A 12375-nucleotide genomic window follows, 5' to 3' on the forward strand; every position below is an offset into this window, starting at 1 on the left:
GGCGTCTGTTATAGACGCCTTTTTTATTTTGAATCACCAAGTAACTCTTCGATATATAATTTTAATTTCTTATGGGGCAGTGGTTTATAGAGAATATCACTTGCACCTTTTGATGATGCCTCCTCGCGAGAGACATCGACATTGGCCGTGATGAAGACGAAGGACTTGACTGAGATCTCTTTATTTTGAATGGCCTGAAGAAGTTCAAAGCCATCCATATTGGGCATTCTAATATCAGAGAAGATATAATCGTATTTATCTTTAGCAAGGAGTTCGAGGGCCTCGAGACCATCTTTAGCTAGGCTATAGTTAACATTCATATCATCCAAGAATATTTCATATAGTTCTAGTAGTTCAATTTCGTCTTCAACAAATAAGAATTTCATGCGACCCCAATTCTGAACGTGTCCGTTCGTTAATTATATCGCATAAAAGCTTATTTGATAAAAAACAATTGTTAATATTTATTCATGATTATTTAAAATCACTATTCTTAAAGAACTGAACATCTGGGAACTTCTCTTGAACAAGCTTGAGGTCCCATTCACTTCTTACAATAAAACATGGTCTCTCTTTATTATCGTAAGCAATATTTGAGGAGTTCTTACTTAAAAAGGTGTCCATTTCGCGTTCATTTGTAAATTTAAGCCACCTTACGGCCTGGAAAGGGAAAGGCTCATATTCCCCACGAACCCCATATTCATCTTCAAGTCTTCTTTTAACAACTTCAAACTGAAGCATACCAACAGCACCAAGAATTTTCTCATTTGTTGAGCTTCTTTTAAAGAGCTGAACTGTTCCCTCTTCTGAAAGTTGTTGAAGGCCTTTATCAAGTTGCTTAGCTTTCATTGGGTCTTTTAATAAAACCTTTTGAAAGATCTCAGGAGCAAAACACGGAATTCCTGTGAAAGTAATTTTTTCCCCCTCTGAGAAAGTGTCACCAATTTGAAATTTTCCAGTGTCATGAATACCGATAATATCCCCCGGAAGAGCATACTCTGTAATTTCTCTGTCCTGTGCTTGGAAGATTAGTGGTGAGGCGACTTTAATTTCTTTTTCTGTTCTTGTGTGAAAGATCTTTTGTCCTCTTTCAAATCGGCCAGAACAAACACGCATGAAAGCTACACGGTCACGGTGTTTCTTGTCCATATTCGCTTGTATCTTAAAGATAAAGCCTGTGAATTTATCTTCAGTTGGTAGAAGTTTTCTGGTCTGCGCATCTTCGTTGTATGGATAAAGCCTTACTTCCCTCGATGCTGGTCCCGGAGCCGCTTTGGCAAACATATCCAGTGTTTCTTTAACGCCAAAATTGTTAAGAGCTGAACCAAAGTAGACAGGAGTCATAATTCCCGCAAGAAATTCCTCTTCGTCAAACTCAGGCATAAGCTCAGCGATCATATCAAGATCATTTCTAAGCTTTTCCATTAAAGCAGGGCCAATATACTTATTAAGTTTTTCATCATCGAGGTTAGAAGCATCAATAATAGTTGGTTTGAAAGGATCATTTGTTTCTTTAAAAGACATGATCTTCTTTGTTTTAAGATCATAAACACCTTTGAAGTCAACTCCACTTCCAATTGGCCATGTCATCGGAACGCACTGAATTGAGAGAATACTCTCAATATTATCGATGAGCTCAAATGGATCAAGAGCATCACGGTCGTACTTGTTCATAAATGTGATAATTGGAGTATCACGCATACGACAAACTTCCATAAGTTTAATTGTTTGTTCCTCAACACCCTTGGCCGAGTCGATCATCATGAGTACACTTTCAACAGCTGTAAGTGTTCGGTAAGTATCTTCAGAGAAGTCCTTGTGTCCCGGAGTGTCGAGAAGGTGCATTGCTCTTTCTTCGTAAGGAAAAGACATAACTGAAGATGAAATCGAGATTCCTCTCTCTTTTTCCATTTCCATCCAGTCAGATTTAGCATAGTTTCCATGCTTACTTTTAACCATCCCGGTTTCTCTAATAACCTGTCCAAACCACAGGAGCTTTTCTGTCATTGTTGTCTTACCAGCATCCGGGTGGGAGATGATCGCAAATGTTGCGCGTTTTGCATTATCCATATCTAAATCCTTATTTTTAACTTTGAAAAAAAATACTCTATGTAAAATTTACGGCCCAAATAAACTATTGTTGTCACCTTATTTGAGCAGTTATATAAATCGCTAAATTCGTAGTTCGGAATGGGAAAGGCAGTACAAGTTGTTGTTGTGTTTGTTCTTTGTTCCCCGATTTCGTGTTAGTTTGTGTTGTGATTTCCTCGGACGTTTTTGTACGTTTCTCATTCCTAACTACGTCTCTTCTTACAATCCTTTATTTGCCTCTAAAATCTTTGCCATAATTTCCTTGTTAGATAATCCTCTCAGTTGTTTTGGAGAAATAATATCTGCTGGAAGCTTTGGAAGTTCATTAATCTTACTAGCAAAACATAGGTTTTTATTGGCCCAAACTTCATCAACTTTTTTAATTGGTGTGAAGTGAGGAGTTGTTGTACAAACCTGTGGCATTTCGAAAATAATGTCTCTAATTGTCTCAACGACTTCTGCGAAATCATCAAGCTCTGCTTTTGAGAATGATTCAGTTGGTTCAATCATTAGACCAAATACTTCTGGGAATGCAACTGTTGGAGCGTGAAGGCCAAAATCAAGGAATAACTTTCCAAGTTTTGCTACTGCCTGAGCCTTTGGAGTTCCACCTTTTGCAAGTGACTCAAACATCTCATTACTTGGAGTAATGATAAATTCGTGCATTCTTGGAGTCTCATCCGCACCAGCTGGAAGAGTTGGAAAAGATTTTCTAAGTCTTTGGTAGAGGTATCTTGCACTAAGTACAGATACTGCCGACATTTTCTTAACGCCTTCTTCTCCAAGTGCCTTGATATAAGTATAAGCTCTTACTTTGTGAGCAAAGTTACCACCATGACGGTGAAATTCTCCAATTGATTTCTCTGCTTTGTAAGTTTTAAAAGTTCCATTGTTATCTTTCTCAATCAGAACACCCGGTAGGAAAGGAATAAGTTTTGCACTTACTGCAACGATCGCGTCACCCGGACCACCTCCACCGTGTGGAATAGTCCAAGTCTTGTGAAGATTGTTATGAACGGCATCAACACCAAGTTTTCCAAGATCAATATGGCCAGCAATTGCATTCATATTGGCCCCATCCATGTAAACGAGTCCGTCTACACTATGGATAAGCTCAGCGATATATTGAAACTTTTCTTCAAATACACCTGATGTATTTGGATTTGTAATCATGATACCTGCTACACGCTCACCATCTTCTTTGATTACTTTTTCAAGTTGCTCAAGATTTACTTGTCCTCTTTCGTCAGCATCAATTGTGACAATACCAACAAGTTTTCCATCAACTTTCTTCGTCTCATATCCTGCAGTCGTTGCCGTCGCAGGGTTTGTTCCGTGAGCTGATCTTGGGATAATGATAAGGTTCTTCGTCGCCGCATTACCTTTATCTTCGTGATAGGCCTGAAATAATTTAAGACCAACAAGTTCGCCTTGCGCTCCTGCTACTGGTTGTCCTGTTACACCTGGAAGGCCTGTGATCTTTTTAAAGTCTTCTTGGATTTCATAAAGAACTTCTAATGATCCTTGGACATACTTCTCTGGTAGATCTGGGTGCGCCATTGTGAACTTAGGAAGACCTGCTGCCCAGTCATTGATGTATGGATTGTATTTCATTGTACATGAACCAAGCGGGTAGATCGCATCATCAGGTGATACGTTTAGTTCGCTAAGTTTTGTGTAGAATGCTTTTAGTTCATCAAAAGAAAATTTCTTAAGCCCACTTGCTGTGTGCTGAACAAATACTTCTGGAAGTTCTGGAATATCAAACTCAGAATCATTTGCTTTGAAGTTATTTCTAAAAAGATCAATAAGCTTAGAAAGATCTTCGTCTGAGTGAATATCAGAGAAAGAAATCTTAAGAAGATTCTTATCAATACCATAGCGATTAGAGATATTTTTTCCTGCAACAAGATTAAAATTATTATTAATTAAAAGTTCGATATTGTTTTTAACTTCAAGAACAACTTCATTATAAAAAGGAGCTTCAAAAGCAAGAGTTACACCTTCAAGGCCTTGGATATTTTCAAGGAATTTAATTGCAAATTCTCTTGATGTTTTAATCTTTGAACTGAGGCCTTCATCTCCGTGAGCAAGAAGTGATGCTCCAGCTGCTGTCGCAATAAATGATTGGTTAGAGCAGATATTTGATGTCGCTTTCTCTCTTCTTATATGTTGCTCACGAGTAGAAAGAACGATTGCTAAGCACTCTTTTCCGTCAGCGTCGATTGCCTTCCCAATATATCTTCCGGCCGTTGCTCTGATATCTGTTTTATTTGTTTCGTTGAATCTAATTCCAAAGATACCAAGCCCTGGTCCCCCAAAGTTAGCATCAAGACAAAGGTGTTGTCCTTCAGCTACAAACATTGTTGTACCTGTTTTATTAGAACCAAATTCACTTGGTCTTTGGAGACCATCTTTTGCCATCAGGATAGGATCGATAACAGCAATTGAACTTAGTGCATATTTATTAGCGATATCTGTTAGTTCATTGACGTCTTCCAGAAGTCCAAGTCCGTTTACCTGGTTAAATGCTAGCGCACAAACGCCCTCTGTTGCTGAAAGAAGCGCTTCAAGAGCATCGATATCTGTGAGACCACTTTCTTTACAAATTGGAGCGTAAATCACCTCAAGGTCAGTGTGCTTAACCATTGTATTTAAAACGGCCTTGTCGCTTGGGTAAATTGAATCACAAACAACAACTTTATTTTTATTCTTATGTAGTCTTTGTGCTGTTTTAAGAGCTTCAAAAAGACAAGTTGATCTTTCATATAAAGAAGCATTGATGGCCTCAAAACCAGTTAGTGCAGAGATACTACTTGCGTAGATCCAAAGTGTATGGAGAGTTCCTTGTGATCTTTCTGGTTGATATGGCGTATAAGCCGTTGTCAGTCCACGTAAGTTACATACAAATGGAACGATTGGGTCTTGCTTAAATTGTGGCAGACCATCCCCCAAGAAATTTAGTGGGATATTATTTTTGTCAGCAGTTTTTTCTACTAGGGCAATTAGTTCATCATATGAAGGAGAATTATCTAATCCTAACTTTCCATTGAATCGTACATTACTATCAATATGATCAAATAATTGATCGAGTGAATCTAGTTTAATTGTTTCGAGCATAGAAGAAATATCTTTGTCATCTGCCGCGATATAGAATTGATTTAACTCACGTGGTAAATCTTTTGGATTATATCCAAGTTTTGATTGATAATCTGTCATTTAAGTCTCCGTAATAATTTAAAAAGAATTGCCAAAACTTATCACGATTGATAGTTCTTATCTACTGGAATTAACATGACACAACGACCAAATACTATATTTCTTAAAAATGCTGATGATTTGTCTAGCAAGGACTTTGAGGAGCTTGCTTCACTTGGTCGTGAACATGGTGTTGATTTAGAAATATCTTCTGACGCAAAACTCTATTTTAAAGATGGCCTACTCTACTTACAGGAAGGTGGTGCAAGCTTCACTCTAAAATGGGAGGAGGAGCTTCAGGATCATCTAAAACGCAAGTATGCAATAACAAAAGAACCGCTGGCCAAGGCACTCGGGATTAAAGGTGGAAGTGAGAGAGTCGTGTGTGACTGCTCTTTGGGCACTGGAAAAGACGCAATGCTAATCCTTTCTTTTGGCGCAAAAATTATAGCGTTTGAAAGAAATCCTCTTGTTTTCATGCTGGCCCTTGATGCGTTAAGACGTGCCAAGAATCATACCGAGCTATGTACATATTTCAATAAAATTGAGTTGCGCTACGGAGTCGCTGCTAATAATTTCAGTGAACTTGAAAAGGTCGAGACATTTTATTTTGATCCGATGTATCCAGAAAAGAAGAAGAGCTCATCGCTACCGCGCAAAGAAATGCAAGTTTTTAAAAAGGTTGTTGGTGCCGATGATGACTTTCAGCTTCAGTTAGAAAGTCTGTGTAAGACAGGAAAGAAGGTTGTGTTGAAGAGACCTTTAAAGTCTGAAGTGATCCTTAGGCCATCTGCGAGTTTTCCTGGTAAGACAACTCGCTATGATCTCTATTTTATGCCGCTTTCTTGTCGCTAGTATAGTCACTGTATTTAATACTTTTAGCGTCATTCAGAAGATTTCGTATTTGTACAAATTGCCAAAGATGGCGGTGGTGAAATTGAGCACCATAAAGAGTTTGGCCATCTTTGTTTATTGTTCTGACAATTTGAATTGGAATGCTAATTTCATTTTCTCCAAGGGAGAGATTCGCAGTAATCTTTGTTTGCTTTTCAAGGTCTCCATGGTTTCCAGAAATTGTAAAAAGTAGCCCAGAAGTGGACATATCGATGGTTTGGCAGTCGATTATCATTTGAGAGTGTCTCACTTTTAAGCTAAACGGTAGACTCACGTGGTGTCTTGTTGCCCAGTCCCAAGTTCTCTTTGAAGAGTCAAAATATAGATTTCTAATACTTTTTTGAGTGAAGTAAGCGATTGATAAAAACGAACATAATTGTAAAAGATAAGTGATAAATGTTGTCTCTTGTGAGAGTTCAGGAATTATTAAATTTTTTGCCATGAAAGGAATAGCAAGCATAAGAACTTGTGCAACCATAAAAGCGTAGTAACTATACTTTCTCATTTTGATGATACTCATCGTGATACAAAGAGGCAGTAGCCAGTGATATATAATGTACGGAGGTTTTAGAGATGTTAAAAAAACTGCGAAGGACCAGTTTATTGGTAGATCCTTTGTTAGTGTAACGTAGGTAATTGCCATGACTGTCATTGCGGCATAAAAAATTGAAAGTAAGGTAAAAGAAATCGGTCTTTTGGTCATAACTCTTCCTGAGTAAGTTTGGTATCTTTCTTCTTGAAAGACAGAGCTATTTTAGCATGAGATTTTTCATGATAAGTAATATTTTTTGTTTTTTTTAAATGCGTTTTCATCATATTGTTTTTGCACAATTGATGCATTGCCGATAGGCTAATATTTCATGCATTTCTGGCACTTTTATGATAGAGTTCTTGAGTAAAATTATCTGACGGAGCACCAATGAAGGCGATTCTTTCACCTGCAAAGAAATTAAATTTTGATGATTCACATGAAGTGAAGATGACCAAACCACTACTTTTAAAAAAGACTGATATTCTTGTTAAAGTGATGAAGGAAAAATCTGTTACTGATATCAAAAAGCTAATGAAGCTCTCTGATGATTTATCTGAGCTAAATTATAACCGTTACCAGAAATATGAGTCTTCAAAAAAAGCTCCGGCGGCCTTTGCATTTGTTGGAGATACTTATCAGGGGCTCGATTTTAGGGGACTTAGTAAGAAGCAGCAAGAATATGCTAATGGTACAGTTTATATCCTCTCAGGTCTTTACGGTCTTCTTAACGTTTTTGATGAGATCAGTCCATACCGCCTTGAAATGGGAACTGGGCTAAAGTTTGATAGTTATAAAAACCTTTATGATTTTTGGAAAAATGATATCGCAAAGACTATAAATAAGTATAATAGTCAAAATGAGCCAATCGTTAACCTCGCCAGCGAAGAGTACTTTAAAAGCGTTAAACGTGAAGAAGTCGCTGCACCAATTATTGATGTTAAATTTCTTGAAAACAAAAACGGAGAATTTAAAACAATTGGCATCATGGCAAAAAGGGCCCGTGGAATGATGGCACGTTTTATTGTTGAAAATAAAGTACAAACAGTGGAAGAGCTTCAAAATTTTAATGTGGATAATTATAAATTTGATAAGAAATCTTCGACAGAAAATCTATTAGTTTTTAAAAGATAATATATATTAGGAGAGTTTTATGAGTAATTACCATGTCTATGGAATTGGAAATGCATTAGTTGATATGGAGTTTGAAGTTTCTCCTGATTTTCTATTAAAAAATAACGTTGAAAAAGGTCTTATGACTTTAGTTGAAGAAGATAGACAGACTGAACTTCTTCAAAACTTAAAAGGTTTTCAACATAAGCGTGGATGTGGTGGTTCTGCTGCTAATACAATCATTGCTGCTACTCAATTAGGAGCAAAGTCATTTTATTCTTGTAAGGTATCTGGTGATGAAGCAGGTGAGTTTTATAAGAAAGATCTACTTTCAAAAGGTGTGAAATCCAATCTTGAAAATAACGAGTACGACGGTACGACTGGAAAGTGTATGGTTTTTGTTACTCCTGATGCTGATAGAACAATGAATACATATCTTGGAACGACAGCTACTTTCTCGAATGATCAAATTGACTATGATCAATTGAAAAATTCTGAGTGGCTATATATTGAGGGTTATCTTGTAACTGGAGAGACTGGAATTAATGCGGCCATTGAGGCAAGAAAGTTTGCTCAAGCTAATGGAATTAAAACTTCACTCACATTTTCAGATCCTGGGATTGTTGGATTCTTTAAAGATGGGTTCAAAAAAATAATTGGCGATAAGAAAATTGATCTTATTTTTTGTAATGAATCTGAAGCGATGAGCTTTACAGATACTGATAATGTTGAAGCTGCTTATGAGAAAATGAAAGAAGTTGCTAATACATTTGCTATTACAACTGGACCAAAAGGCGCTCTTTTATTCGATGGAAAGGATAAGATTTATGTTATGGCCCAAAAGGTAGCTGCTGTTGACACAAACGGTGCCGGCGATATTTTTGCAGGAAGCTTCCTTTACGCCATTACACATGGGAAAACATTTGGAGAAGCGGGACTACTTGCTTGCAACTGTGCTTCCAAGCTTGTGACAAAGTTTGGTGCTCGTTTAGAAACAGAAGAAATTTTAGAAGTTAAGAAAACTATATTTTAGGAGTTATTAATGTCAGGAAGAGTTTTACTTAAAGAGTTATTTAACAATGCTCAAAGTTATATTGATCAGGAAGTCGTAGTTAAGGGATGGGTTCGTTCTGTACGTAACTCTAAGGCATTTTCTTTTATCGTAGTAAATGATGGAACTTGCCAAGATTCATTGCAAATTGTTGCAGATGCAAATCTTCCAAATTATAGTGCTCTTTCTTCAATGCTTACTGGGGCATCAGTTTCGATTTCTGGAAAAGTGGTTCCTTCGCAAGGAAAGGGGCAAACTATCGAGCTTCAAGCAATTAATGGTGAAGTTATCGGTAATGTAGATGATTCTTACCCTCTACAAAAGAAAGGTACTTCTCTTGAACATTTAAGAGACATTGCTCACTTAAGAGTTAGAACAAATCTTTTTGGAGCAATTTTTAGAGTTCGCCACGCTCTTGCTCAAGCAACTCACCGTTTCTTCGATGAGAAAGGTTTCTTCTATCTTAATTCACCAATCATCACAGCTGTAGACGGTGAGGGTGCAGGGGAGATGTTTAAAGTTTCAACTTTAGACCCAAATAAACTTCCAAAAAATGACAAAGGTGAAGTTGACTTCACAAAAGATTATTATGGGAAAGAAGTTTCTCTTGCTGTTACAGGACAGCTCGAGGCCGAATGTCATGCTCTTGGTCTTGGTGCTGTATATACTTTTGGGCCAACTTTTAGATCTGAGAACTCGAATACAAAAAGACACTTGTCTGAGTTTTGGATGATCGAGCCAGAAGTTTCTTTTGCTACTCTTGAGGATGTTGCTGATCTTGCTGCTGATTATGTGAAGTATATGATTGATTACGCACTTACAAACTGTCAGAAGGAATTAGACTTCTTATTTAATATGCCTTTTACAGATGTTGATAAGACGCACTTTGAAACGCTAAAGCATGTTAGAGATTCAAAGTTTATTAAGATCACTTACACTGAAGCTGTTGAGATTTTAAACAATTGTGGAGAGAAGTTTGAATTCCCTACTGCATGGGGTAATGAACTTCAAACAGAGCATGAGAAGTATTTAACAGATAAGCACTTTAAGGCACCTGTTATCGTAACGGACTATCCTAAAGACGTTAAGGCCTTCTACATGAAACTTAATGATGATGGTAAGACAGTTCGTGCTATGGACGTTCTTGTTCCTGGTATTGGAGAGCTTATTGGTGGTTCTCAAAGAGAAGAAGATCTTACTAAACTAGAGAATAGAATGGATCAAATGGGAATGGATAAGTCTGGATACTGGTGGTACTTAGAGCTTCGTAAATTTGGTTCAGTTCCTCACGCTGGTTTTGGTCTTGGGTTTGAAAGAGCAATTATGTATATCACAGGTATGTCTAATATTCGTGATGTTATTGCTTTTCCAAGAACTCCAAACAACTGTGATTTCTAAAAAAAATAAATTTCTAATTCTTCCTGGGATGAATCAGTCTCAGGAAGTATTTAATTCTCTTCTATCGCAGTCATTTTTTATTTCCTATTACAAAGACAGTGAGCACTTACCATTTCGAGAAATTTTTTATCAAGTTGATGAGGCCCTAAGCTTGATGGCCGAGGATGGGATTATCATTGCTCATTCTTATGGTGCACTAATCCTAATCGATTATTTTAAAAAGAGGGGAGAGGTAAGTAACTCTTTCCGTACAATTCTTATAGGCCCTGCATTTAAAGCGAGATTCTCGACAACTTTTTTAAGATTTTTACCATCTCGTCTACGTCTTCCCAGTCTTAACTCAAGACGGTTTCGTGTTCGAAGTTTTTGCTATGTAGAAGATTACCAAAGGCTAGCAAACTTACAGAACGCTTTTGCTGTCGCTGATTTAGAATTTCTTGGAATTGATTTTTCTATTGTCTATGACCCAAGAGATGAGTTAGTAGACACATCATTCTTAGAGTCCTTACCTTTTGCAAAAGAGATATTTTCAAAAGATTTTCCAAGACATTTGTATTTTGATTTTATTGAGAAATTGAAATAAGAAAAGCGACACATGGTCGCTTATTTTATTCAGTCTTAGGTTTTTGCTTATTGTTTCTGTTCTTGTTAAACGGTCTACGGTTTCTTGGTCTTTTGTTACCACCTTCTCCGTTATTACTGCCTTCTTCTCCACCTTGTTTCGAGGCGTGCTGCTTTGGTTTGTTATTATTCTGGTTTTGAGCTTGAGGGGCTTGGTTGTTTTCGCCAGAGTTATTTCTATTGTTATTTCTATTTCTGTTTCTGTTGTTGTTACGATTGCGATTATTGTTTCTTGGTCTCGCTTCTCTTTCATCAGATGATTCTGTGTCATCATTTTTGAAGTTACTTTCAATTGGAGTGTTATCAATTGCTAATGTATCTCCATCGTCATCTAGAATAATCTCTGCTGATTGTCCATCGTCATCATCACTATCGATTTCTGTCACATAACGTCCGAGAATCTTTTCTTCTTCATCACTGACTCCAATAACTGTTGAAGTTTCTTGAACAATAGATCTAAACTGAGTAGGGAATTCCCATCCTTTTGGAGGCATTGATTTTCTATCTTCAAACTGATTCTTGGCATATCTTCTGATATAGCCTTTATCTGTTAGCATATCGAATTGTTCTTGCATTAAATGTAATTTTATTACCTTTCCGGTATCTCCATTCTTTGCACGGATAAAGCTCTGCTCATGCGGAAGAAGTTTACGCTTTTCTGTGTAAACGTCATCCTCGTATTTGATACAGCATTTAACTTGACCACAAACTCCATTGATTTTTGATGGAATAAGCGCAAGATTTTGGTTCTTTGCCATCTTGATTGAAACATTTCCGTAATTTGATAGAAATGATGAACAACAAGTTTGTAGTCCACAGGCACCGATAGCTCCAAGAGCTGCAGCCCTGTCTCTAACAGAGATTTGACGAAGCTCAATTCTCATCTTAAGGTCGCCTACGAGATCTTTTACAAGACCTCTGAAGTCAACTCTCTCTGGAGCGTTGAAATAGAATACGGCCTTCTTTCCAAACTGAATGAACTCAACGTGTGTAACATTCATATCAAGATTATGTTTTTCAATAAGACGGATGCAAAGGACTTCAGCTTCTTTTTCTTTTTGCATGAAGCTTTTTTGTTCTTGAATATCTTCGTCAGTAGCAACTTTAGCAATTGTACGAATAGGGAGCATGCTTTTATCAAAATTAACCGTGTAAGGAAAAGAGTTGATATAACCAACTGTCATCCCACGGTCACTCATTGCAAGTACCTTTTGGCCGTAGACGAATTTTCTCTTTCCTAGTAAGAAAGGTTGGCTACGAGCATTTCCAGGGAAGCGAACGCGAATAAAAGTTAGTTCCTGACCGTCTTGATATTTGTCATCACTATCACTTCTTTCTGATTCATTTGTTTTTGAAGCAGTGTTGGCCTCTGTGTTGCTCTTTGTATTTTCTGTATTTTCTGTCTGTTCTATATGTTCAGTATTTGTCATTTTTTGCCATCTAGTGTTTTAAAATAAGATTCTCACAGTAAATCAGTGAA

Annotated in this window: 10 protein-coding genes; 5 read left to right on the top strand and 5 right to left on the bottom strand. The window is 37.2% G+C overall.

Annotated features, from left to right (window positions below; genetic code table 11):
* Positions 1–23: 23 nt before the first annotated feature.
* The 3 genes from M900_RS17280 to gcvPB form a co-directional block, all read right to left on the bottom strand.
* Positions 24–386 carry a response regulator gene (locus M900_RS17280; RefSeq protein WP_021275215.1) on the bottom strand — a complete coding sequence of 121 codons (363 nt, stop codon included), beginning with the start codon at positions 384–386 and terminating at the stop codon, positions 24–26.
* Between the two features lie 88 nt (positions 387–474).
* A complete protein-coding gene (locus M900_RS12230; protein ID WP_021275101.1) occupies positions 475–2070 on the bottom strand; it encodes a peptide chain release factor 3 in 1596 nt (531 codons plus the stop codon).
* A gap of 240 nt (positions 2071–2310) precedes the next feature.
* Positions 2311–5310, bottom strand: a complete 3000-nt coding sequence (gene gcvPB, locus M900_RS12235) for an aminomethyl-transferring glycine dehydrogenase subunit GcvPB (RefSeq protein WP_021275157.1) — start codon at positions 5308–5310, stop codon at positions 2311–2313.
* A gap of 75 nt (positions 5311–5385) precedes the next feature.
* Here gcvPB and M900_RS12240 point away from each other — a divergent pair, with 75 nt between their 5' ends.
* Positions 5386–6144 (top strand): class I SAM-dependent methyltransferase, encoded by a 759-nt coding sequence (locus tag M900_RS12240; RefSeq protein WP_021275260.1) that lies wholly within the window; start codon positions 5386–5388, stop codon positions 6142–6144.
* On the opposite strand, the gene M900_RS12245 is transcribed toward M900_RS12240, so the two are convergent.
* Complete coding sequence (locus M900_RS12245; RefSeq protein WP_021275063.1) at positions 6122–6886, bottom strand: PilZ domain-containing protein; 765 nt, start codon at positions 6884–6886, stop codon at positions 6122–6124. The two genes, M900_RS12240 and M900_RS12245, sit on opposite strands and share 23 nt — an antisense overlap.
* A 216-nt stretch (positions 6887–7102) precedes the next feature.
* Here M900_RS12245 and yaaA point away from each other — a divergent pair, with 216 nt between their 5' ends.
* The 4 genes from yaaA to M900_RS12265 are packed head-to-tail and all read left to right on the top strand — an operon-like array spanning position 7103 to position 10857.
* Positions 7103–7846, top strand: a complete 744-nt coding sequence (gene yaaA / locus M900_RS12250) for a peroxide stress protein YaaA (RefSeq protein WP_021275057.1) — start codon at positions 7103–7105, stop codon at positions 7844–7846.
* A gap of 19 nt (positions 7847–7865) precedes the next feature.
* Positions 7866–8858, top strand: a complete 993-nt coding sequence (locus M900_RS12255; RefSeq protein WP_021275169.1) for an adenosine kinase — start codon at positions 7866–7868, stop codon at positions 8856–8858.
* 9 nt (positions 8859–8867) lie between these two features.
* Positions 8868–10274 (top strand): asparagine--tRNA ligase, encoded by a 1407-nt coding sequence (gene asnS / locus M900_RS12260; protein ID WP_021275130.1) that lies wholly within the window; start codon positions 8868–8870, stop codon positions 10272–10274.
* Positions 10264–10857, top strand: a complete 594-nt coding sequence (locus M900_RS12265) for a hypothetical protein (RefSeq protein ID WP_034732606.1) — start codon at positions 10264–10266, stop codon at positions 10855–10857. The genes asnS and M900_RS12265 overlap by 11 nt, the downstream gene beginning before the upstream one ends.
* Before the next feature lie 25 nt (positions 10858–10882).
* Here M900_RS12265 and M900_RS17285 read toward each other — a convergent pair whose 3' ends face one another.
* Entirely contained in the window at positions 10883–12325 is a 1443-nt protein-coding gene (locus M900_RS17285) for a regulatory iron-sulfur-containing complex subunit RicT (protein WP_021275045.1), read from the bottom strand.
* Positions 12326–12375 lie beyond the last annotated feature (50 nt).

The sequence above is a fragment of the Bacteriovorax sp. Seq25_V genome (assembly GCF_000447795.1).
Lineage (GTDB): Bacteria > Bdellovibrionota > Bacteriovoracia > Bacteriovoracales > Bacteriovoracaceae > Halobacteriovorax_A.

Excerpts from the sequence above, each read along its gene's own strand:
- yaaA (WP_021275057.1), top strand. The coding sequence starts at position 7,103 with ATGAAGGCGATTCTTTCACCTGCAAAGAAATTAAATTTTGATGATTCA.
- asnS (WP_021275130.1), top strand. The coding sequence starts at position 8,868 with ATGTCAGGAAGAGTTTTACTTAAAGAGTTATTTAACAATGCTCAAAGT.
- M900_RS12245 (WP_021275063.1), bottom strand. The coding sequence starts at position 6,886 with ATGACCAAAAGACCGATTTCTTTTACCTTACTTTCAATTTTTTATGCC.
- M900_RS17280 (WP_021275215.1), bottom strand. The coding sequence starts at position 386 with ATGAAATTCTTATTTGTTGAAGACGAAATTGAACTACTAGAACTATAT.
- M900_RS12230 (WP_021275101.1), bottom strand. The coding sequence starts at position 2,070 with ATGGATAATGCAAAACGCGCAACATTTGCGATCATCTCCCACCCGGAT.
- M900_RS12255 (WP_021275169.1), top strand. The coding sequence starts at position 7,866 with ATGAGTAATTACCATGTCTATGGAATTGGAAATGCATTAGTTGATATG.
- M900_RS12240 (WP_021275260.1), top strand. The coding sequence starts at position 5,386 with ATGACACAACGACCAAATACTATATTTCTTAAAAATGCTGATGATTTG.
- gcvPB (WP_021275157.1), bottom strand. The coding sequence starts at position 5,310 with ATGACAGATTATCAATCAAAACTTGGATATAATCCAAAAGATTTACCA.
- M900_RS17285 (WP_021275045.1), bottom strand. The coding sequence starts at position 12,325 with ATGACAAATACTGAACATATAGAACAGACAGAAAATACAGAAAATACA.